The sequence below is a fragment of the Cycloclasticus pugetii PS-1 genome (genome assembly GCF_000384415.1).
In the GTDB taxonomy this organism is placed as follows: Bacteria; Pseudomonadota; Gammaproteobacteria; order Methylococcales; family Cycloclasticaceae; genus Cycloclasticus; species Cycloclasticus pugetii.
In genome coordinates, this window is the sequence record NZ_ARVU01000001.1 from 2,320,181 (window position 1) to 2,343,851 (window position 23,671).

The 23,671-nt window shown below is 41.1% G+C and carries 23 protein-coding genes; 2 read left to right on the forward strand and 21 right to left on the reverse strand.

Going from position 1 to position 23,671, the window contains the following annotated elements; genetic code table 11:
* Positions 1–39 precede the first annotated feature (39 nt).
* The 19 genes from CYCPU_RS0111325 to mnmG all read right to left on the reverse strand — a co-directional run bounded on the left by CYCPU_RS0111325 (position 40) and on the right by mnmG (position 21,185).
* Entirely contained in the window at positions 40–2,409 is a 2,370-nt protein-coding gene (locus CYCPU_RS0111325; RefSeq protein WP_015006999.1) for an efflux RND transporter permease subunit, read from the reverse strand.
* On the reverse strand, positions 2,409–3,377 hold the full coding sequence (locus CYCPU_RS0111330) for a WD40/YVTN/BNR-like repeat-containing protein (protein WP_020162765.1): 969 nt from the start codon (positions 3,375–3,377) through the stop codon (positions 2,409–2,411). The genes CYCPU_RS0111325 and CYCPU_RS0111330 overlap by 1 nt, the downstream gene beginning before the upstream one ends.
* Before the next feature lie 89 nt (positions 3,378–3,466).
* On the reverse strand, positions 3,467–4,927 hold the full coding sequence (locus CYCPU_RS0111335; RefSeq protein ID WP_020162766.1) for a DUF1329 domain-containing protein: 1,461 nt from the start codon (positions 4,925–4,927) through the stop codon (positions 3,467–3,469).
* Positions 4,928–4,980: 53 nt separating this feature from the next.
* Entirely contained in the window at positions 4,981–6,681 is a 1,701-nt protein-coding gene (locus CYCPU_RS0111340; protein WP_015007002.1) for a DUF1302 domain-containing protein, read from the reverse strand.
* A 150-nt stretch (positions 6,682–6,831) separates the two neighbouring features.
* The gene (gene glmS, locus CYCPU_RS0111345) at positions 6,832–8,661 is read right to left on the reverse strand and encodes a glutamine--fructose-6-phosphate transaminase (isomerizing) (RefSeq protein WP_020162767.1); all 1,830 of its coding nucleotides are present in this window, start codon (positions 8,659–8,661) and stop codon (positions 6,832–6,834) included.
* A 10-nt stretch (positions 8,662–8,671) separates the two neighbouring features.
* On the reverse strand, positions 8,672–10,030 hold the full coding sequence (gene glmU / locus CYCPU_RS0111350) for a bifunctional UDP-N-acetylglucosamine diphosphorylase/glucosamine-1-phosphate N-acetyltransferase GlmU (RefSeq protein WP_020162768.1): 1,359 nt from the start codon (positions 10,028–10,030) through the stop codon (positions 8,672–8,674).
* Between the two features lie 133 nt (positions 10,031–10,163).
* Positions 10,164–10,580, reverse strand: coding sequence for a F0F1 ATP synthase subunit epsilon (locus CYCPU_RS0111355; protein ID WP_015007005.1), 417 nt, complete (start codon positions 10,578–10,580; stop codon positions 10,164–10,166).
* 14 nt (positions 10,581–10,594) lie between these two features.
* Positions 10,595–11,977, reverse strand: a complete 1,383-nt coding sequence (gene atpD, locus CYCPU_RS0111360) for a F0F1 ATP synthase subunit beta (RefSeq protein WP_020162769.1) — start codon at positions 11,975–11,977, stop codon at positions 10,595–10,597.
* A 33-nt stretch (positions 11,978–12,010) separates the two neighbouring features.
* Positions 12,011–12,874 carry a F0F1 ATP synthase subunit gamma gene (gene atpG, locus CYCPU_RS0111365; protein WP_015007007.1) on the reverse strand — a complete coding sequence of 288 codons (864 nt, stop codon included), beginning with the start codon at positions 12,872–12,874 and terminating at the stop codon, positions 12,011–12,013.
* 12 nt (positions 12,875–12,886) lie between these two features.
* Positions 12,887–14,428 carry a F0F1 ATP synthase subunit alpha gene (gene atpA, locus CYCPU_RS0111370; protein ID WP_015007008.1) on the reverse strand — a complete coding sequence of 514 codons (1,542 nt, stop codon included), beginning with the start codon at positions 14,426–14,428 and terminating at the stop codon, positions 12,887–12,889.
* A gap of 14 nt (positions 14,429–14,442) precedes the next feature.
* On the reverse strand, positions 14,443–14,976 hold the full coding sequence (locus CYCPU_RS0111375) for a F0F1 ATP synthase subunit delta (RefSeq protein ID WP_020162770.1): 534 nt from the start codon (positions 14,974–14,976) through the stop codon (positions 14,443–14,445).
* Positions 14,976–15,455 (reverse strand): F0F1 ATP synthase subunit B, encoded by a 480-nt coding sequence (locus CYCPU_RS0111380; RefSeq protein ID WP_015007010.1) that lies wholly within the window; start codon positions 15,453–15,455, stop codon positions 14,976–14,978. The genes CYCPU_RS0111375 and CYCPU_RS0111380 overlap by 1 nt, the downstream gene beginning before the upstream one ends.
* 36 nt (positions 15,456–15,491) lie before the next feature.
* On the reverse strand, positions 15,492–15,728 hold the full coding sequence (gene atpE / locus CYCPU_RS0111385; protein ID WP_015007011.1) for a F0F1 ATP synthase subunit C: 237 nt from the start codon (positions 15,726–15,728) through the stop codon (positions 15,492–15,494).
* A gap of 38 nt (positions 15,729–15,766) precedes the next feature.
* Positions 15,767–16,591 carry a F0F1 ATP synthase subunit A gene (gene atpB, locus CYCPU_RS0111390; RefSeq protein WP_015007012.1) on the reverse strand — a complete coding sequence of 275 codons (825 nt, stop codon included), beginning with the start codon at positions 16,589–16,591 and terminating at the stop codon, positions 15,767–15,769.
* A 10-nt stretch (positions 16,592–16,601) separates the two neighbouring features.
* Positions 16,602–16,964, reverse strand: a complete 363-nt coding sequence (locus CYCPU_RS0111395) for an ATP synthase subunit I (protein WP_015007013.1) — start codon at positions 16,962–16,964, stop codon at positions 16,602–16,604.
* A gap of 61 nt (positions 16,965–17,025) precedes the next feature.
* Positions 17,026–17,874, reverse strand: coding sequence for a ParB/RepB/Spo0J family partition protein (locus CYCPU_RS0111400; protein WP_016391034.1), 849 nt, complete (start codon positions 17,872–17,874; stop codon positions 17,026–17,028).
* A gap of 9 nt (positions 17,875–17,883) precedes the next feature.
* Positions 17,884–18,648 (reverse strand): ParA family protein, encoded by a 765-nt coding sequence (locus tag CYCPU_RS0111405; protein WP_015007015.1) that lies wholly within the window; start codon positions 18,646–18,648, stop codon positions 17,884–17,886.
* 33 nt (positions 18,649–18,681) lie between these two features.
* The gene (gene rsmG / locus CYCPU_RS0111410; protein WP_015007016.1) at positions 18,682–19,305 is read right to left on the reverse strand and encodes a 16S rRNA (guanine(527)-N(7))-methyltransferase RsmG; all 624 of its coding nucleotides are present in this window, start codon (positions 19,303–19,305) and stop codon (positions 18,682–18,684) included.
* 5 nt (positions 19,306–19,310) lie between these two features.
* Positions 19,311–21,185 (reverse strand): tRNA uridine-5-carboxymethylaminomethyl(34) synthesis enzyme MnmG, encoded by a 1,875-nt coding sequence (mnmG, locus tag CYCPU_RS0111415; RefSeq protein ID WP_015007017.1) that lies wholly within the window; start codon positions 21,183–21,185, stop codon positions 19,311–19,313.
* A 136-nt stretch (positions 21,186–21,321) separates the two neighbouring features.
* On the opposite strand from mnmG, the gene CYCPU_RS0111420 reads away from it, so the two are divergent.
* Positions 21,322–22,233: an AAA family ATPase gene (locus CYCPU_RS0111420; protein ID WP_015007018.1), complete on the forward strand. Its 912-nt coding sequence runs from the start codon at positions 21,322–21,324 to the stop codon at positions 22,231–22,233.
* Positions 22,234–22,235: 2 nt separating this feature from the next.
* On the forward strand, positions 22,236–22,661 hold the full coding sequence (locus tag CYCPU_RS0111425; protein WP_016391031.1) for a GNAT family N-acetyltransferase: 426 nt from the start codon (positions 22,236–22,238) through the stop codon (positions 22,659–22,661).
* On the opposite strand, the gene CYCPU_RS0111430 is transcribed toward CYCPU_RS0111425, so the two are convergent.
* Together CYCPU_RS0111430 and CYCPU_RS0111435 are read right to left on the reverse strand one after the other, a co-directional pair.
* Positions 22,658–23,254, reverse strand: a complete 597-nt coding sequence (locus CYCPU_RS0111430; RefSeq protein ID WP_015007020.1) for a 2-hydroxychromene-2-carboxylate isomerase — start codon at positions 23,252–23,254, stop codon at positions 22,658–22,660. The two genes, CYCPU_RS0111425 and CYCPU_RS0111430, sit on opposite strands and share 4 nt — an antisense overlap.
* 14 nt (positions 23,255–23,268) lie before the next feature.
* Positions 23,269–23,583, reverse strand: coding sequence for a non-heme iron oxygenase ferredoxin subunit (locus CYCPU_RS0111435; RefSeq protein WP_015007021.1), 315 nt, complete (start codon positions 23,581–23,583; stop codon positions 23,269–23,271).
* Positions 23,584–23,671 lie beyond the last annotated feature (88 nt).

Sequence of the window (23,671 nt, forward strand, 5' to 3'; positions counted from 1 at the left end):
TGAAGAATAAGGCTTTAGAACCTTCTGCCGCTAGCATTTTTAGTTACTTTCTTGCACCGTTCCTTCTCTGTCTTTAAGCGGATAAATGAAACTTGCCAGCGCCGGAATAAGAATAATAGCGCCCAACATATTCACGAAGAACATATACGCTAACAAGATACCCATATCTGCCTGAAACTTAAGATCTGAGAAGTACCAAGTTGCCACACCAATCGTCATCGTCACTGATGTAAAGACAACTCCTGTTCCCACCTCTTTTAACGATTCATAATACGATTTCTGTAACGACTCTCCCATTGTCATGTGAGCCCTCATCCGTGCGAACAAATAGATGCCGTAATCAACCCCTACGCCAACACCCATTGCTAATACAGGCAAGGTAGATACTTTCAAACCTATCCCTAAATAAACCATGACAACGTTTGCTAAATAAGCAACTAGAGCCAAGGGTACAACAATACATATTGTTGCTCTGATAGACATAAATGTTACAAAGCAGAAAATACCCACTGCCGCAAACAAAATAAGTTCTATTCGAGCTTGCGCTTTAGCCACAATTTCATTTGTTGCCGCCATGATGCCTGCATTACCCATCGCAGGTACAAAGTCGACATGCTCATTTGTATTGAGCTCTCTGAAATTTTTGACTGCATCCATTACACGGTCTAATGTTTGCGCTCGATGGTCTGTAAGATAAATTGTTACCGGCATAATCGTACAATCATTTGAAAATAATGCCTGAGACATCTCTACTCTGTAGATATTAGCCGATATCATTTTCTCATTCCGTGGGATACCCAAAAACTTAGGGTTCGCTTCGTAGTTACCAATATTACGCTCACGAATCACTTGAGACAGAGCCTTAACAGACTGCACGCCTTCAACATTTTGCATCTGCCAAACAAAGTCATCGATCGTTTGCATAATACTGAAATTAACACACGAACCTTTTTGATCGGCTTTTGCTAAGATCACCAATTCATCCAAGCCGACAGAAAAATTTTCCTGTATCGCATTAGCATCCAAATTATATTGAGAATCTGGCCAGAACTCCGGTGCACCTGCTTCAACATCGCCGACAATCAATTGATCTTGAACTGATAAAGTGTAAACACTCAGGCCAAAGGCAAACACCAATACAATTGTTGCATACCGTCTATCTGTTAACTTTGAGAGCATTGCCCAAAAAGAATGGTCAGCGCCTTTAATACTTCCTTCAGCCCTTTTTAATTCCTTATCAGTCAATTTAATATACGACAATAAAATAGGCAGCATGATTTTATTGGTTAACAGCATCACCGCTACCCCAATACTAGCGATTATTCCAAGCTCTCTAATGATAGGAATATCAATCAAGACAATAACGCCAAAACCTACTGCATCTGAAACTAGTGCTGTAGCACCCGGTATAAATAACTTATAAAAAGCATGACGTGCCGCACCGACCGAATCTTCGCCATTAACAACGCCAATCCGCCAAACATTGGTCATTTGAATTGCATGACTAACGCCGATAGCTAGAATTAAAAACGGAACCAGTATTGACATAGGGTCAACACCGTAACCTAATATTTTGACCAACCCCAGCTGCCAACTGACAGAAATCAATGCTGTCGCAATCACTGCCAGCGCCAGTTTCATTGAGCCTGCAAAAAAGTGTAGCAAAATAAAGGTAATGATTAATGTAATAACAAAAAAGCTAATTACGCCTTCTGCACCATCAATCACATCGCCTATGAATGGCGCAAAACCAATAATATGAATAGCGGTTTCTTCTGTTTCATAAGTCGCTCTGATTTTGTCTAATTTTTCAGCAAACAACTCATAGTCAATTTTTTCCTTTGTAATCGGATCAACTTCGACCAAATCGGCAATCACCAAAGCGCCCGATAGATCCTTCGCAACTGTTTTACCTATTTCAGAAGACTTAAAAAGATTACTTTTAACCTCTTCAATACGTTCAGGTGTTGCAATAAAGTCGGCGGCTACGATTCTTGAGCCCGTAAACCCTTCTTCACTAACAGCGACATAGTTAACGTTTGGAGTAAACAATGAGGTTACGGTCCGCGCGTCAATACCATCCATCACTAAGACTTCAGACGTGATGCCTTCCAACACGGTAAAAAACTCGGGCGTAAACATCTCACCATCTTTATTCTCTACAAAAATGGTAATACGGTTTGCGCCACCAAATTCATCACGGTAATTTGTGAAGGTTTTCATGTACGGGTGTGACAAGGGGATAGCCTTATCAAACCCTGGAGACAACTGTTGATTGAACCCTTGATAGGATAAAAATACTGTTACCAATAGACCAAGAGTTAAGAATAATAAACGATGCTTCAATAAAGCATCTGCCATAAAATCAGAAATATTATGCACTAAGGTTGATTCATGTTTAATACTCATTATTTACCACCCCTGTCTGATTTTGTTAATTCACTGATTGACATTTTTTCAATACCGCCCGACATTGATGATAAATAAACATTCTCACCGTGAATAGTTAGCGCGGTGTAGTCGGCCCGGCTCTTACTTTCTACTGTATTCACCAATTCACCTTGACCATTAATCACCAAAATAATCCCACCACGTCCAACGACTAAAAGATTTTTAGCATCATCTGTTATCGCTGAGCCCAATAAAAACTGATCTGTTTTACTATTAATTTTTTTCCATTCTAAAGTCTCAGAATCAAGCAAATATAAGTTGCCACTCATGCCAAAAACCACAAAATCCTTTGCTAATTTATTAACACCAAAAAACGAGCCTTCATAAGGAGAAGGCACAACTTGCCAATTCGAAAATTTATCTTTTGAATAAAAAATTCCACCACGTTCAGAAACAACCAGCGATGTATCCATAATTTGTTCGATCGCAAAGAGATGATTTTGATACCATTCTTCTACGGATAATAACGTCAACTTCCACGTTTCTCCCGCATCTTCGGTTACCCAAAGCTCGCCATCTGTGCCTAGTACATAACCCTGCTGAGGGCTAACAAAGTTTACCGACATATAAAACCGTTCTTCTTCCGGTTTATAACGCTTTATAACCCAAGTTTCTCCGCCATCCGTTGTTTGCAAAATAGTCGATTCATGGCCAACAATCCAACCCGTTGTTTTTGAGGAAAATGATACCCCCGTTAACGTCACATCTACTGGCGACTTAATTTGTTTCCAAGATTTTCCGCTATCAGTCGAACTTAAAATAATGCCTCTTTCTCCGACGGCAAAAACTTTATCTTCATTAACATCTAAATCAAGGAAAATTGCTTTCGTTGATAATGGCATCTCCAATGCTGGTCTAGCAAGGGTTTCCGCAAACGCAGAACCACTCATCAACAGCATTAGACATAAAATAATTCTTAACATCATAATTATTACCTATAAAATTCAAAAAAAGACCGAAGCTAAACTGTCTAGCCTCGGTCCTAATCTAATCATTTAAAACAACGCTGCGCTTCTTATCTCCGGCCAAACTTTCTTAAGCCTTGCGGTGTAAAAATGTCAATGTTGAAGCCAATATCTTCTTCTTTTGATACCACTTTCTGACCACCAAAGCCCATTTCTTTACCTGCTTGGTACTGCCAGTATGGGAAGGTTGTGTATCGGCCATTAATCAAGTCCACTTGCATATCGCCTAATGGACCTGCGACATTTGGTCCAGGAATGAAGGCATTGTATTGCTCACCCACACGCCATAAACGATCTTTCGCATCATATGCTTCAAATGCGACACCTAACCAAGTATCTTCATCAAAATAAGCGGTATGACGTTTATAAAGATGACGCTGCCCTTCTTTTAATGTCGAATCAAGAACCCATACACGGTGCAACTCATATCGAACAACTTCTGGGTTGATATGCTCTTCTCCAAAAATTTCATCAAAAGGCAAGTCTTTATTACCTAGTTTGTAATTGTTGTATGCAACATATATTTCCTTTCTAACAGGTTTAGCATAATCAAAGCGGGTATGTTTACCACCAAAATAGTGCATCCAACGACTGGCTACTGTTCGCTGACCATCTGACGCAAATGATGGGCTATCATGGAAACCAATTTCCGGTGCTTTACGAACACGGCGTTGTCCTGGAACATATAAATAAGTTTGAAAATCAAAATCATTTACATAGTTACAGCCACCAAATACTAAGCCTGATGAACGCGGTGGTTTTTCAACCTGCCAAGAGTCACACAACATAGCGATGCCATCACGGTTGTACCATTTAACACTTCTGATTTCTGAATCTGCTGAAAACCAATAAGGAGAAATCGTCCGCTGCCGAATAATCACGTCGGTACGGTTTCCATTTGAATCGATTAAAGCACCATTAATCATTCGGTCATTTGCAAGCCCTTTGAAAGAAAAAAAGTGGTTATATGCTGCTTCTGCACCTGATTTAGGAATCGGAAACGGGATACCGCCACCAGCAATATTGTTCTTTAAGCAAACTTTTGATTCCGTTGCATATTCATCACACATTTCAACATTTTTTGCTTGTGCCATGGTTGCATCGTAGACCCATTTATCGTATGCACCTGTACGGTGAGTAGGGTATACATGCATTTTATAGCTGTCAGGATATTGCTTAAATAAACCAATTTGGCCAGCCGTTAATTTATCCATGTGCTCTGTATAATTTTGAGCTGTAATGGTAAATAATGGTTTTTCGTCTGCAAAGGGATCTGCCAAACTATCAACAGTTCCTCCAGCAGGTATCGGCATCGGTTCACTATTCCATGCAGGAATTGTACCTTCAGCATTGCCGGCTCTCACCGCCCCCATTGGGGTTAACTCAGTATCATTAATGCCCAATTTAGCTTCTTCTTCGGCAGTTAACTTTGCCATCGCTAAGCCGGGCAATAATGCCGCTGACAGCACAATGCCTATGGTTTTTTTAGTTCTTGATGTTAAAAATTTCATCCTATCTCCTTAAACTCTCTTAAACTCTCTTAAATTATTTTAATTAACAATATTTAGAATGAGTAACTAATATTTGCTTGTATGAAATCACGATCCGTACGGCCGTTTAAGCGACTACCCGCTTGATTTAGCATGCCATTTCCGCCATCGAACATAGTCCAACTAACACCACCCGTCCATGTTCCCCCGCCGTATCCAAAGTTAGCACCAATTGTTAACGCTTTTCGGTCATCAACAAATAGGGGAACAATTTCATTGGAAACACCTTCAACATCGTATTTAAATGCGATAAAAGGAGAAACGGATGCGACATTAAACAATGCTGCTTCATAAGTAAGACTTTGCTTAATTTGGAAGCCCCAAAAGCTCTCAGTCACTTGAGGATTAAACACTGATCTAAAGGCACCACCAACAATCGGCTCATTTTTGGTTGGCAAATCATCAACCCAGCCATACGCAACTTCTAGTAAGGTGCTATTAGCATCTGCATCCATAAAGCCAACACCCCAAATACGTTGGAAGGTCATTTGCATTTGATGCCTATCAACGAAGTCATATCCAGTTACCTCGTCACCTACCGCACAAGTACCACATAGTCCTAAGCCTGCTGGAAATGGGCCTGCTGCTCCTAATCCTGATAGCACCCCACCAGTCATTTGTATCGGCGCATCTTTTCTTACGTGGTACTCACCGCCTATCGCCCAGCCAGAAATATTGGTATTAAATGACATACCAATACGCTCAATATTCTCTACGTATTCTAAAAAGAATTGACCGGTTCCGTAAAATGTTGAGATCATCGGTGTATGGTCATGAAGACTTTGGTAATACAACGCGAGCTCTGTTCCACCAAATACTTCTGGAAAGAATTTACGAATTGCCAAACCATATTGACCACCTTCAGCAAACTTATCACCCACTCTTACTAAAGAACCACCTACTAGACCGCAATCATCTAATTGATCAGGCGAAATACAGGCTCCAGAAGGCGCACCAAAAGGTAGGTTAGCTGCACCTGTGGCCACACCGCCGACAACACCATCACCTGCCGTATCAAAACCACCGCCTGCACCTACTGCATCGAGGGTAGTAAAGTATGAGCCTGCTGGATCTAATTGAACTTGGTCAAATTCAAAAAGGTAGAAAGATTCAATAGACCACTCGTCATCAATATTCCATGAAACATAAGCAGCATTTGTACCAATAAATGCATCCTTAAGTGCAAGCCCAGGCTGTCTTAGTTTGTTTACGTCAACAGTATTAATATCATTAATTGAGCCTTGAATAAAGGTATTCTCACCCCAGCTAATAACCTGCTTACCAACCCTTATGTTAACTTGATCATTATCACCAAAATAGCCATAAAACATTAAGTCAGTTAGTGACAAATCACGCGCTAATTTATCATGCGCTTGGTCAGCTAAATCTTCATTATCATACGCATAGTCATAAAAATAATTACCTCGCGCCAGCATGCCATAATCGCCATACTCTAAGCTTAATGTACTAGATCCACGGATAGAATTACTGAACACATCGCCAGCATCTTTAAAAATTCTATTACCATGCGCGCCGAAATTATCACTATCGGCATCTTCTGTACGCATTGAAATACCATACGTTACATCCGTATCAAAAGAACCTCTTAACTCACCTTTATGAAAACTAAAAGCGTGTGCTGTGCCTATTTGAGACAATAATAACGCCGAGCTTAGCGCAACACCTGCACTCGATTTTATAATCGATTTCTTCATGAAACTCCCCCTGTTTAATTTTTACTACACCTTTATATGTTGGTGTTGTAAAAAGCATACAGGCTTGAACGAGCAGCTGTTAGAAATTTTTCTCAAAAAATTGACGCTGATCAATTTTATTTTTTCTAACTACATGATTTTATTTACTCCTTATTCAACCGTTACTGATTTGGCAAGGTTACGCGGTTGGTCGACATCGGTTCCTTTAATAACCGCGACATGGTAGGCCAATAATTGCAGCGGTACCGTATAAATAATGGGAGCAACTATTTCATTAATCTCTGATACTCGAATAATTTTTAACCCCTTTACCTCTTCAAATATTGCATGTGTATCAGCAAAAACAAACAACTCGCCCCCTCTAGCCTGCACTTCTTGCAGGTTGGACTTCAGCTTTTCTAATAAATCATTGTTTGGCGCCACAGCAACAACCGGCATTTGGTCATCAACAAGTGCTAATGGCCCATGCTTTAACTCACCTGCTGGGTAAGCTTCTGCATGGATATAAGAAATCTCTTTAAGCTTCAAGGCACCTTCCATTGCAACGGGGTATTGCTCGCCACGGCCCAAAAATAATGCATGGTGTTTATTACTAAACTGCTTTGCAAACTCAATAATGTCTGGCTCAAGACGAAGTACTTCCGCCACTTGTTCTGGTAATACTTCTAATTGCCTGACGATTTCTATCTCTTTTTTATCATCAATTTTATGGTGCTTGCCCAACGCTATAACCAGTAGCAACAATGCTGTTAATTGTGTGGTAAATGCTTTTGTTGATGCCACACCTATTTCTGGCCCTGCTTTCGTCATCAATGCCCATTCGGATTCTCTAACTAATGAACTTTCAGGAACATTACAAATCGTTAATGTATGTGCATAACCAATATCCGAGGCGGCTTGGAGAGCAGCCAGAGTATCCGCCGTTTCTCCTGACTGTGAAATCGTGACAAACAATGTTTTCCTAATAACAATATGTGGCCTGTATCTAAACTCACTCGCCACTTCGATATGACAAGGTAGGCCAGCCACTGATTCAAACCAGTACTTTGCTACCAGCCCTGCATGAAAACTAGTTCCACAGGCCACAATTTGGACTTCTTCAATGCTTCTGAACGCCTCCTCAGCATCTTTGCCAAAACAATCTGATAATAATCGCCCATTTGCGATACGTCCTTCAAGGGTTTGTTTAAGTACCGCTGCCTGCTCAAAAATTTCTTTTTGCATGTAGTGGTCATACTCCCCTATACCAGCATCATTAACTTGTAATTTTGTTTTATTAATTTTGCGCTTAACCTGCCGGCCCTTGGCATCGTATATCGTCACACCCTTATGAGTAATGTCTGCCACATCACCATCTTCTAAATAAATAAAGTGCTCTGCTTCTCCCAACAAAGCAAAAACATCAGAGGCAATAAAATGTTCGTTATTGCCAATACCAATCACTAAGGGGCTGCCTTTTCTTACTGCTATTAAATGATCATTATTACCTTTTTCAACAACGCCCAATGCATAGGCGCCCTCTAATGACTTAACTGTTTTTTGAACTGAAGTCAGCAAATCATTGGTTTTTTTATATGCATCAGACACAGCATGAACAATCACTTCTGTATCCGTGTCTGAATCGAATTGGTGGCCTGTTTCTAATTGCTGCTTACGTAATACTTCATAATTTTCAATAATGCCATTATGCACCAGTGCAACGTCACCACACATATGCGGGTGTGCATTAGTTTCTGAAGGAACACCATGCGTTGCCCAGCGGGTATGAGCAATACCGCAAAAGCCCGATAAAGGCTGAGCCTCAATTAACTCTTCAAGGTTTTTTACCTTGCCTACGGTGCGGCGCCTTTCGAGTTCATCATTATCCGTAACGATACAAACGCCGGCCGAGTCATAGCCACGGTACTCCAGTCTTTGAAGGCCTTTTACTAAAATATTCGTGATATCTCGTTGTGATACCGCTCCTACTATTCCACACATACAAGCCCTTTTAATCCTTCATCGGCTTCTTCCAGCCATTTAATGTTATTTGTTTTGCACGAGTCACTGTTAGGGAATTAGCGGGAGCATCTTTTGACAATGTTGTTCCGGCACCTAAAGTAGCCCCTTCCTCTACTGTAACCGGGGCAACTAGTTGTGTGCCAGAGCCAATAAATGCACCATCTTTGATAGCGGTTTTATGTTTATTAACACCGTCATAATTACATGTAATAGTACCGGCGCCAACATTAACGAATTTACCAACTTCAGCATCACCAATATAACTTAAGTGGTTTACCTTTGATCCCTCATCAATAGTTGCTTTTTTCACTTCAACAAAGTTGCCGATATGCACACCTTTTGCCAGCTCTGCACCAGGACGAAGTCGAGCAAAGGGGCCGATTGTACTATTTTCACCGACAACACAATTTTCTAATACAGAATTAGCTTTAATGACAACACTATCAGCAATAATCGCATTTTCAATCACACAATTTGGCCCAATATGTACATTACTACCTAAGCTAACTGCCCCAATAAAAACATTATTGATATCTATATAAACGTCATTACCGGCTAACGTCAATTCACCTCGGACATCTATCCTCGACTTATCTGCAAGTGTAGCACCTAAGTTCATCAACGCTTTTGCCTTACACAGTTGATAATATCTCTCAAGTTCATTCAGTTGTATTTTTGAATTAACACCTTGTACTTCAAATTCATCTAAAGCCTGTACTGTATTAACGCTAACACCTTCAGTAACCGCCATTTCAATAATATCTGTTAAGTAATATTCTCCCTGAGCATTACTATTATTTAATTTCCCCAACCAGTTTACTAAATGCTTCCCGTGAACCGCCATAATGCCGGTATTAACCTCATTAATTTGTAATTGAACATCTGTCGCATCTTTCTGCTCAACTATCTTACAAACCTTATTACCCTCTCTAACGATTCGCCCGTAACCCATTGGGTTTTTGAGTGTTACCGTTAATAAAGACATAGACTTAGTACTAACCTGTGTAATCAACTTATGCAGTGTAGAACTGTGAATTAATGGCACATCGCCATATAAAATTAATACAATATCGTCTTCAGCTATGTAATGTGATGCCTGCTTGACTGCATGGCCTGTTCCCAATTGTTCGGTTTGTTCAACCCAATTAATATCAAACTGCGAATGTTTCTTTTTAACCTCTTCGCCATTATGACCATAAACAACAACAACCTCACTGCTCAATGGTCTAGCTGACTCAATAACGTGCTGTAACATAGGTTTTCCACCAATTTGATGCAACACTTTTGCTTTATTCGACTTCATCCGCGTGCCTTTGCCCGCAGCTAATACGATGGTTTTTATATTCATTTTGATAATATTTCCAGATCAAGCCCTAGTTTAACAGGTATAAAAAAACCCGCCTATGGACGGGTTTTATTTTTATATCCAACGATCTGCTACACAAACGGTAACTTCTCTTAGTAACTTATTTAAACCAAGCTTAACGTGTTTTCCTTAACCGGCTAATTGCCTGTAACTGTGCTGCAGCTTCAGCTAACTCTGCTTGAGCCTTAGCAAAATCAATATCAGATGTTTTATTTGCTAATACCTCTTCAGCTTGTTTCTTGGCTGCCAACGCTTTTGCTTCATCTAAGTCATCCGCTCTAACAGCTGTATCAGCAAGAACCGTCACTAGATGAGGTTGAATCTCGAGAATACCACCTGAAATAAAGAAATCCAACTCAACTTTACCAGTATTCACACGAACCTCACCCGGTTTAAGTCGAGTAACAAGTGGCGCATGCCGTGGCGCAATACCCAGTTCACCCAGTTCACCCGGAGCGAAAACCATTTCAGCCAATCCAGAAAAAATGGAAGCTTCTGCACTTACAATGTCGACATGAATTGTCATGCTCATTTTGGCCCCTTAATTTAAGCTGCTTGCTTAGCGTGTTTTTCAATCACTTCGTCAATCGTTCCTGACATATAGAATGCTTGCTCAGGAATATGATCGTAATCACCTGCAATAATACCTTTAAAACCTGCAATAGTATCTTTAAGTGAAACGTATTTACCAGGCGAACCTGTAAACACCTCAGCCACAAAGAATGGTTGTGATAAGAAACGTTGAATTTTACGTGCACGAGCAACCGATAATTTATCTTCTTCTGATAACTCATCCATACCCAGAATAGCAATAATATCTCTTAATTCTTTATAACGTTGCAACGTACCTTGAACATCACGAGCCACTTGATAGTGCTCTTCACCAATCACTAATGGATCTAATTGACGACTTGTAGAATCTAATGGGTCAATAGCAGGGTAAATACCCAGTTCAGCAATTTGACGTGATAACACAACAGTCGCATCCAAGTGAGCAAATGTCGTTGCAGGCGATGGATCGGTTAAATCATCCGCAGGAACATAAACCGCTTGAATGGAGGTAATTGAACCTTCACGGGTTGATGTAATACGTTCTTGGAATACACCCATTTCTTCGGCAAGGTTAGGTTGATAACCCACCGCTGAAGGCATACGTCCCAATAGCGCAGACACTTCTGTTCCAGCTAATGTGTAACGATAAATGTTATCAATAAACAATAAAACATCACTGCCGTCCGCACGAAATTTCTCAGCCATCGTTAAGCCTGTTAAAGCAACACGTAATCTGTTTCCTGGAGGCTCATTCATCTGTCCGTAAACTAACGATACTTTATCAATAACGTTTGAATCGGTCATCTCATGATAAAAATCGTTTCCTTCACGAGTACGTTCACCCACACCAGCAAATACTGAATAGCCGCTATGTTCAATCGCGATGTTACGGGTCAACTCCATCATATTAACGGTTTTACCAACACCAGCACCACCAAACAAACCAACTTTACCACCTTTTGCAAACGGGCAAACTAAGTCAATAACTTTAATACCTGTTTCTAAAATATCATTTGATGCTGCCTGTTCTTCATAAGAAGGCGCTGTACGGTGAATACCCCAGCGTTCTTCTTCACCAATTGGTCCTTTTTCATCAATCGGTTCACCTAGAACATTCATAATACGACCTAATGTTTTAGTTCCTACTGGTACTTGAATTGCTTCACCAGTATTCGTTACATCTAAGCCCCTTTTAACACCGTCTGTTGTACCCATAGCAATGGTACGAACAACACCGTCGCCAATCTGCTGTTGTACTTCTAGTGTTAAACCCACTTCCTTTACAAGGAGTGCGTCATATACTTTCGGTATAGCATCACGTGGAAATTCCACGTCAACAACCGCGCCAATAATTTGAACGATAACACCTGAGCTCATATCAGTTCCTCAATATTCTTAATTTAAAATTTTCTATACCGCTGCTGCACCAGCAACGATTTCCGATAGTTCTTGTGTAATTGCTGCTTGCCTTGCTTTGTTATAAATCAGCTGCAATTCATCAATTAATGTACCTGCGTTGTCGGATGCACTTTTCATAGCAACCATTCGAGCTGCTTGTTCACAAGCATTATTTTCTAATAGCCCTTGGTATACCAGCGATTCGATGTATCTAACCAATAATTGATCCAATACTTCTTTTGCATCTGGTTCATAGATATAGTCCCAATGATGTGTAAGTTCATCATCTAACTCTTCTGTGTATACAGGCAGTAGCTGAGTGATTTCTGGTGTTTGAGTCATTGTGTTTACATAGTCATTATGCGCTATATAAAAACGATCAATATTACCTTCGTCATATTCATCTAACATGCTTTTAACAACACCAATGATGTCTTCTAACGATGGTGTCTCACCGATATGAGTCACAGAGCCAAGAACGTTACCACCTAACCGGCCTAAAAACCCTTCGCCTTTTGAGCCGATTGATGCCATAACAACATCAACACCTTCTTCATCCCAGGTTTTCAGCTGACCTACAAACTTACGAAATAAATTTGAGTTCAAACCACCACATAATCCACGATCACTGCTGATTAATATGATGCCAACGCGCTTACATTCTCTATCTGCCAAATAAGGGTGCTTATATTCGGTTCTAGCCTGAGCCAAATGACGTATAACCTGCCCTATTTTTTTAGCATATGGACGAGCCGCAAAAACACGCTCTTGTGTTTTACGCATTTTACTTGCGGCGACCATTTCCATTGCGCGTGTTATTTTTTGTGTACTTTGAACACTCGCAATCTTGGTCTTAATTTCTTTTCCAACTGCCATCGCTTTTCTCGCTTACCAGGTTTGTGTGTTTACAAACTCTTCGATAGAAGACTTCAAGTCAGCAATAATCTCATCGTTATAGTGACCTTCATCACCAATTGCTGCAACAAGATCAGCCTTTTCTCTTTCCATAAAACCATGAAGAGCTGCTTCAAAATCTAGTACTTTATCAACATCAACTGCGTCAATAAAACCTTCATTAGCTGCAAACAATGAAATCGACATTTGAGGCACACTTAATGGCGCATACTGATTTTGTTTCATCAATTCAGTCACACGAATTCCACGATCAATTTGCGCTTTAGTCGCCGCATCAAGATCTGATGCAAACTGTGCAAAGGCTGCCAATTCACGATACTGAGCCAAATCAAGACGTGTACCACCGCCTAGCTTCTTAACTGATTTAGTTTGCGCTGCGCCACCCACACGAGAGACAGACAAGCCAGCATTAACCGCTGGTCTAATACCCGCATTAAATAAATCTGTTTCTAAGAAAATTTGACCATCAGTAATAGAAATAACGTTGGTAGGAACAAATGCAGAAACGTCACCTGCTTGAGTTTCAATAATAGGTAAGGCGGTTAATGAGCCTGTTTTACCTTTAACTTTACCATCTGTTAGTCTCTCAACTTCTTCAACATTAATTCTAGCTGCACGCTCTAATAGTCTAGAGTGAAGATAAAAGACATCTCCTGGGTATGCTTCACGTCCTGGTGGACGACGAAGTAATAATGAAATTTGACGATACGCCCATGCTTGTTTTGTTAAATCATCATAAATGATTAACGCATCTTCGCCCTTATCACGGAAATACTCGCCCATTGCACAACCAGCGTATGGTGCAATAAATTGTAGTGCTGGCGAATCAGCTGCACCCGCATTGACCACAATTGTGTGATCCATCGCGCCATGCTCTTCAAGTTTTCTAACAACATTTGCAATTGAAGACTGTTTTTGACCAATCGCAACATAGATACACTTAATACCTGTGCCTTTTTGATTGATAATTGCATCAATAGCGATGGCTGTTTTTCCAGTTTGTCTGTCGCCGATAATTAATTCACGTTGGCCACGACCTAATGGAATCATTGCATCAATTGATTTCAAACCTGTTTGCACTGGTTCGTCCACTGATTGACGTGCAATCACACCTGGTGCAATTCGCTCTACTGGCGATGATGACTCAGCATTAATGGCTCCTTTACCGTCAATTGGGCTACCTAATGCATCAACTACACGACCTAGCATTGCCTCACCAGTTGGAACTTCTAAAATTCGACCAGTACATTTTACACTGTCACCCTCTGAAAGGTGCAGGTATGAGCCCATGATAACAACCCCTACAGAGTCTCTTTCAAGGTTAAGTGCCATACCAAATGTATTGCCAGGAAACTCTAACATCTCACCTTGCATAGCATCTGATAAGCCATGTACTCGAGCAATGCCGTCTGTTAAAGAAACGATTGTGCCTTCTGTTTTAGCTTCTACGTCTGTATCGAAGTTTTCGATTTTTTTCTTGATAAGATCACTTATCTCGGATGGATTTAATTGCATCGTTTTTACCTTTGCTATTTTAGCTTATTAGCCAATTGTTTAATCTGACTATTTAAAGAGCCGTCAATCACTTTATCACCAGCACGAATTATCATGCCGCCTATTAAGCTTGAATCCTCTTCAACGTTAATCGTTACTTTTTTGCCGAACGAGTCCGATAAAGACACACTTAACTTAGCCTTATCTTCGTCAGTCATAGGAAAGGCTGATATTACTTTTACACCAAGCTCTCCGCATTTTTCAGCTTTTTTAATTTCGTACTGGCTGGTAATTTCGCTGGTTAATGACAAGCGATTGTTTTTAGTCAGTAGCTTAACGAAATTGAGCCCTCTAGCATCCATTTGCCCTTCACAAATGCCCGTCATGGCATTTTCTAGATCATTTTTGGATAATTTTGGGTTATCTATTAGCTTCTTGACTTGTTCGTCGCTCATGACTAGATTTAAAAAACCTAACATTTTTGACCACTGGTCAAACTCACCTTTTTCATCAGCCATTAAGAACACAGCTTCAGCATAAGGTCTCGCAAGCGCTGCTAACTCAGCCATTAAACCGCACCTAATTTGCCACTGATATCGTCAATGATAGCTTGGTGCTTGGACGCATCGATTTCGCTTTTAATAATTTTCTCTGCTGCTGATACGGCTAAAACAGATACCTGCTGGCGAAGTGCTTCACGTGCACTAGCAATTTCTTGCTCAATCTCAGCTTCCGCGCCTTTTTTTACTTTTACGGCTTCTTCAACTGCTTTGCTTTTTGCCTCTTCAACCATTTCTCCAGCACGTACATTTGCTAAATTGATGATATCTGACGCTTCAGCGCGCGCTTCTTGCAACACTTCTTTAGCTCGTTTTTCAGCTAATTCATGTTCCTTTTTTCCACGTTCGCCCGCCGCTAGGCCTTCAGCAATTTTGCTTTTCCGCTCTTCCATAGCTGCCATTAAAGGCGGCCATACAAATTTCATGCAGAACCAAACGAACATAAAAAATGCTATCGTTTGGCCTATTAGGGTTGCATTAATATTCATTATTAAACCTTAGTTTAGGGTTAATCTTCGTTTAATTTAACCAACGACCGCAAACAGAATGTACATAGAAATACCAACAGCAATCATTGGAACCGCATCAATTAGACCTACAACAATAAAGAACTGCGTACGTAACAAAGGAATCAATTCAGGTTGGCGAGCCGCACCATCTATAAAACGACCACCCAACATGCTGATACCAATTGCAGCGCCGATCGCACCCATACCCATTAATAACGCACCTGCTAAATAAATCAAACCTACATCTTCCATTTTTCTCTCCTATTGAGTTTACTAAAATTAATAAAAAACTAATGACTTTCTTCGTGAGCCATACTCAGGTACACGATTGTAAGCGTCATAAATATAAACGCTTGTAATATAACAACTAAAATATGAAATATTGCCCACGGCAATGACAGCGTCCACTGTACACCCAGTGGTAATAAAGCAATAAGAATAAAGATCATCTCACCTGCATACATATTTCCAAATAAACGCAGTGCTAGTGAAATTGGCTTTGAAATCAATGCGATCAATTCTAAAAGCAAATTAAATGGCATCATATATTTAGGGAATGGGTGGAAGGCCAACTCAGCAAAGAACCCACCAGGGCCTTTAACTTTGATGCTGTAGTAAATTGTAAGAAAAAATACAGCTAACGCTAATGAGAAAGTTAAATTCGGGTCGGTTGTTGGTACCACTTTAAGGTAAGGAATACCGACAAGCTGTCCTAAATGTGGGATATAGTCAACAGGCACTAGATCCATCGTATTCATTAGCACAATCCATACAAAAATCGTTAATGCAAGTGGCGCAATAACTGGATTTCTACCGTTAAAACTATCTTTTACGCTACCATCAATAAACTCTAATACCATCTCAACAAAGTTTTGCCAGCCAGTTGGCACGCCTGTTGTTGGTGCAGAAGCTGCTTTTCTAAAGAGAAAAAGAAACAAACAACCTAAAATCACAGAGACACCTAGCGTATCTATATTGACCGCCCAAAAGCCCATCTCTTTCGCTGCTTCTTGTCCAGATGCTATACCCCAAGTCCCATCTGGGTGCTGCCCATATGTTAAATTGGTTAAGTGATGCTTAATATATTCTGATGACGTAAGGTTTTCGCCTGCCATAGTTTCTCTCTTATTCTTTCACTCTAAATCCGCCAAGTATAAACCCTACTTGACCCACAACCAGCCCTACCATTGTATAAACAGGACTCATTTCAAACCACATAAGCCCCGCACCAAAAAGCGCGATGGCAATCAATAATCGCTCTATCACGCCTAAATAAACATAAAATCCGCCGCGCTTACTGCCTTTTTGCGCACTTTTTACTGCTTGACTTAACCTAACCGCCATCACTATAGATGCCGTTACCGATATAAATCCACCGTACAACACTGCTTTTAAATCAAACTGTTCTGAATACAAGGCATACCCTGTAATTGCAACCACGAAAATCAAAGCTAACTGGTAAACAACAATTTTAGACTGAGCTTTCATTTTATAATGCCCGTCGCATTCAGCCGCCCATTATAATTTTTGCTGCACCTCACAGTCAAGTTTATTTAAAATGACCTAACACACCCTCTAATTCATCCAATGATGAAAATTGAATTATTATCTTCCCATCCCCTTTACTAGAGTGGCTAATCTTCACCTTAGCGCCTAGTTTTTCTGATATATCTTGCTCCAGCCTTTCAACGTCAGGGTCTTTCACTAGAGCATTTTTCTTTTCTTCGCCGCTTTTTAGCGCTCGCTTTACCATTGCTTCTGTTGCGCGCACCGACAAGCCACCAACCACTACTTTATTAACCATGGTTGATTGTTGCGATTCATTTAATGCTAATAACGCTCTTCCGTGCCCCATTTCGATTTTTCCAGCTCGAAGGCTTTCTTTTGCCTCCTGGCCTAATTCTAATAAACGCAATAAATTACTGACCGCTGCCCTTGATCTTCCTACTGCATCCGCTGCCTGCTGATGCGTCATCTCAAACTCATTGATTAGTCGCTGCAAAGCCTCTGACTCATCCAGAATATTTAAATTTTCTCGTTGAATATTTTCAATCAATGAAATGGCTATTGCAGCACGATCATCTACATCATTAATAACTACCTCAACATCTTGCAGACCGGCTAATTGCGCAGCACGCCAGCGTCGTTCGCCGGCCAAAATTTCATAATTATTACCACTAATAGGCCGCACAACAATTGGCTGAATAATGCCTTGCGCACTGATTGAATCGGCTAACTCTTGCAGTTGAACCGGATCAAACTCTGTTCTTGGTTGGTATTTACCACGCTGTAATAAATCTATTGGAAGTTTTTTAGTTTCCTTTGCATGACCACCTACCTTTGGATGACTCAACAATGCATCTAACCCGCGGCCCAACCCTCTTTTCTTTGTAGACATTCTTAAATCCTAGTAGTGTTTTTCGTCTAGTTCACGCGCCAGATCCATATAAGCCTGCGCCCCGCGGGAACTTTTATCGTAAAGAATAGCGGGCAAGCCAAAACTTGGCGCTTCGGCAAGTCGTACATTTCTTGGCACAATCGTTTCAAATAACCTATCTGAAAAGTGCGCTGTTAGCTGCTCACTGACTTCACGAGTCAGGCGGCTACGCCCATCAAACATCGTCCTTAAAAGCCCTTCTAGACTTAAATTTTTGTTAACGGTTTCCTGCACCTGTTTTAATGTATCCATTAAAGATGACAAGCCTTCTAGTGCAAAATACTCACACTGCATAGGCACCAATACGCTATCAGCCGCAACCAACGCATTAATAGTCAGCATGTTCATCGAGGGAGGACAGTCAATAAAAATATAATCGTAGTTATCGGCTAATATACCAATGGCTTTTTTTAAACGGCGATCACGGTCAACCGCCTCTAATAAATGAACTTCGGCGCCTGCAAGGTCCATATTGCTCGGTAGCACCTGATGTTTAATTGTTTGCGAACTGACTACTGCTTGGAATGGATCGCAATCCTCCAATAGCACATCATAACAAGACAGCTCGATATCTTGCTTATCAACACCACTGCCCATAGTCGCATTACCTTGCGGATCCATATCAACTAATAAAACACGCCGACCAAGTTCTGCCATAGATGCAGCCAAGTTAATGCTTGTCGTTGTTTTGCCCACACCACCTTTTTGATTAGCAACCGCTATTATTCTTGCCACTAATAGACACCTTTCTTTATCATATTGATACCACTATACAGCTGTATAAATAACAAGATTTCGCGTCACTTCGAGTTCAGGTATTACTAGAGATTCTACACAACTGAACTGAAACCCTTTACTATCTACCGCCTTCGTTTCTTTTGATTTCATCGCTAGCAATCTACCCCCTAGCGCTAATAGATGACGTGTCTTTACTAATAAATTTGGCATTGAGGTAAATGCCCGTGCGGTTACCGTATCAAATTTTTGTTCTGGCTGATACTCTTCAATACGCTCGTTTAGAACCGACACATGATCCAACCCTAACTCAATACATGCTTGCTGAATAAAACGCGTTTTCTTTGAGTTGCTATCAAGTAGTGCAAACTGCATATCTGGCCTTGCAATCGCTAGCGGGATACCAGGTAATCCAGCCCCAGTGCCTACATCAATACAACGTTTTCCGTGTAAGAAAGGTAACACTGCTAAACTATCCAATAAATGCATATTCACCATTTGCTCGGGCTCTCTAATTGCAGATAGGTTATATACCTTATTCCACTTCACCATCATACGGAGAAAATCAATCATTTTAGCAATGCTTTGCGAAGGTAACTCTATCTTCATTTCTGCAAGCCCTTTTTCTAATTGGAGCCTATGCGCTTCATTAAACATCTACGTTACCCACTTTTCTTCTTCAAGTGCACCAACAACAACGAAATAGCTGCCGGCGTTACCCCTTGTATTCGACTCGCTTGACCCAATGTCTCTGGCCTGTGCCGATCGAGCTTTTCAACGACCTCAGACGATAACCCGGGAACCTGTCGATAGTCAGCCTCCGCTGATAAAATAAGCTCCTCATAACGTAACGTCCGCGCAATTTCTGTTTGCTGACGGTCTATATAACCTGCGTACTTGGCTTGTATTTCTACTTGGTTGCGAACTGAGTCATCAGCCACAGTGCTCTCGATATCCGGCAGATTAGCGATATTCTCATACTTTACCTCTGGTCTACGAAGCAAATCCAATAAGTTAGCCTCGCGTTGCAATGGCGTTTTCAAGAATTCGTTTGCATCTTTAGATGCCGCAGTGTTCGGCTGAACCCAAGTCGCCTTTAAACGCGCCTGCTCCAACTCAATTGCCTCTCTTTTAACATTAAATTTCTGCCACTGCGCCTCACTAACCAAGCCCATCTGATAACCTAATTCGGTTAGCCTTAAATCGGCATTATCCTCACGTAGCAACAGCCTGTATTCTGCTCGGCTAGTAAACATACGATAAGGCTCAAGCGTGCCATTGGTGACCAAATCATCAATCATCACGCCGATATAAGCCTCATCTCGACGAGGACACCAAGGTGCCAACCCTCTTGCTTGGCGCGCTGCGTTTAAACCAGCAATCAACCCTTGAGCTGCTGCTTCTTCATAACCCGTTGTACCATTAATTTGTCCCGCAAAAAACAAGCCTGGCATATGCTTTGTTTCAAGCGATGATTTAAGATCCCTTGGGTCAAAAAAATCATATTCAATCGCATACCCGGGGCGCACAATATGCGCATTCTCAAACCCTGCAATCGTTTTAATAAATGCCTCTTGAATATCAAATGGCAAACTAGTTGAAATACCATTAGGGTACACTTCTGTTGTAGTTAAACCTTCCGGCTCAACAAATATCTGGTGTGAATCTTTATCTGCAAAACGCATCACCTTATCTTCGATTGAAGGGCAATACCTTGGCCCAACACCCTCAATTACCCCTGTGTACATCGGTGACCGGTCCAGTCCTGAACGGATAATATCGTGACCTTTCTCATTCGTCCTGGTGATATAACAAGATATTTGTTTCGGGTGATCTTTTACCGACCCCATAAATGAAAAGACTGGCAATGGTGTATCACCCGGCTGCTCCTGCATAACACTAAAATCAATACTTCGGCCATCTATCCTTGGTGGCGTACCTGTTTTTAATCGATCAACATTAAAGGGCAAGGCGCGTAATCGTTTGGACAACGCATTTGATGGCGCATCACCAGCACGACCACCTTCATAATTCTCTAAACCAATATGAATTCTACCGCCCAAAAATGTACCCGCCGTTAACACCACGGTTGCCGCTTTAAATTTTAGTCCCATTTGCGTTACAACGCCTTGCACACGGTCATTCTCAACAATAAGGTCCGACACCGTTTGCTGAAACAAGCTCAAGTTTTCTTGATTTTCTAGAGTCTCTCTAACGGCATTTTTATATAACAAACGGTCTGCTTGTGCTCGTGTTGCGCGTACCGCAGGGCCTTTACTTGAATTCAATGTGCGAAACTGAATCCCTGCTTTATCCGTTGCTTTTGCCATCACACCGCCAAGCGCATCCACTTCTTTAACCAAGTGCCCCTTACCGATGCCACCAATCGCTGGGTTACAACTCATCTGCCCCAGAGTCTCGATATTCTGTGTTAACAACAATGTTTTTGCGCCTGTACGTGCGGCTGCCAATGCTGCTTCTGTGCCGGCGTGACCACCGCCAATAACGATAACGTCAAATCTATTTGGATGTAACATAACTCTAACTATATGGGTATAAGCTGTTGATTTTAACATCATTCAACTCATTTAGTGGTCTCGTTAAAAACACATACAGATTCTATTTGCTAGAATAAACCTATACAACGTTAACCAGCACCCTTGCCAACGCCTTATGAACCAACTTATTCAAGCTTTTTTAGAGCAAACAAATTCAATCATTTTAGGTAAAGATAAAACAATTAAATTAGCGTTAGCCTGTATTTTGGCAAAAGGGCATCTGTTGATAGAAGATATTCCCGGCGTTGGCAAAACCACCCTGGCTCATAGCTTTGCCATCTTACTTGGATTAAATTTTCAACGTATTCAATTTACCAGCGATTTATTACCTGCCGATATTATTGGCTCAAGTATTTTTGACCGTGACAATAGTAATTTTGAATTTCACCCTGGGCCTATTTTTTCCAATTTTATTTTGGCCGATGAAATTAACCGTGCTACCCCAAAAACACAAAGCGCTCTGCTTGAGGCCATGGAAGAACGCCAGATCACTATTGAAAAAAAGACTTACCCAATGAGCAACCCTTTTATTGTAGTTGCCACTCAGAATCCTGGACATCAAATTGGCACCTTTGCTTTACCTGAGTCTCAGCTAGACCGGTTCTTAATGCGACTCTCTATTGGATACCCGGACTCAGCATCCGAAAAACAGCTGCTCACTGGCACCAGCACTCGTTTAAAACTCGAGTCGTGTCAGCCTATTATTAGCGCTGACCAGCTGATTGCGCTTCAACAACAGGTCCAAACCGTCCATGTTGCCGAACCATTGATCGCTTACGTTCAAGCCTTATTGGCCTTTTCTCGAACCTCTCCTTTGTTTAGCCAAGGCCTATCCCCAAGGGCCGGCATCGCGTTAATTCAAGCAGCAAAATCATGGGCGCTGATTGATAATCGCGATAACGTATACCCCGAAGATATTCAAGCCATTACACCATCAATCATCGAGCATCGGCTAGCACTTCAAGATAACAGCACCTCAAGCAAGGCCGCCTCTACAGCACTGCTCACAGAAGTAGCTATACCTTAATATTGAGCATACTTATTAAAACAGGCTCTTGGTCTGACTTAGAACCCTATTGTCGGACTGTTCGGTTATCTGTATTTGTTGAAGAACAAGGGATTCCCCAGCAACTAGAACTAGATAAACAAGATAATCACTTTTTACATGTTGTTATTTTTAATGGCAACAATACACCTATCGCCACAGCTCGACTTGCTGATAATGGTCAGTTTGGAAGAATGGCCGTTCTAAAGAGTTACCGCACACAAGGACTGGGCAATCAATTACTAAAGCAGATCACTAAGCAAGCAAGACTTCAAGGACTCCAACAATTAACTTGCCACGCACAACAAAGCGCTGTTGGTTTTTATAAAAAAAATGGCTTCCATATTACAGGGAAGCCATTTCAAGAAGCTAGGTTCACACATATTAAAATGCTGAAGAACTTAACTTAATTTTTCCGATCTTTAAGATACTCTTCCATAAACATGAAGCGATCATTACCCCACCAGGCTTGGTCATCTAACATCATAATAGGGGCACCAAAGACACCCTCTTTATGTGCCTCTACACAAGCTTTACGAAAACGAGTCTGCCCTTCATTTGACTGCACATAGGCAATAAACTCATCCGCATTCCAACCCAGTTGATCTGCTACTTGCGATAGCTCGGCCATGTCTGTTGGGTCACAACCATCTGCCCAGATCTTTGCATAAGCTGCATTGACATAGGCTTCTGCTTGATCTTTATCATTGGCATATAAAACACCAATATTCCAAGGCTCTATTTCAAGGTTTTTAGGAAACGTAAACGGCACATCATAATGTGCTGCCCAGCGTTTAATGTCTTGCAACATCACTTTAATTTTGGCAGGCACCTCTCTATTTGAAGGCCCGTAATTACCCGCAGCAATTTTTGCTACTGGGATACTCATCGGCAAATACTTAACGGTTAAACCATACTTTCTCGCCAAATCGGGTAACTGAGTATGAGCCAAATAACTAAATGGGCTCATCATGTCAAAATAAAAGTCTATTGATTCTTGCATAATCTTAGCTAACCTTATTCAGCGGCTGGAATACAAATATTGCCATCTTCAACTGTAACAGGGTACGTTTTAATCGGTATCTGGCAAGGGAATGAAGTTGGATCACCTGTCTTAATGGAGAACGCGCCGCCATGGAATGGGCATTCAACTTCATCACCGTCTTGATAACCATCTGTCAGCATCGCCATTCCATGCGTACACAAATTGTCCGTAACATAGTATTCACCTTCAAATACATAGACTGCTAATGCTGGAAAACCTTCAGGCGTTACAGCAACAGGCGCTTCGTCTTTAACCTCATCTGTTTTACATAATACTATATTGCTCATAATTTTAGCTCTTTGTTAGTGTTATTAGTTTTTCTTACAATTTCTGGCTATCATACCGAATACCAGTAGAAATTCGCAGACCCTTTAA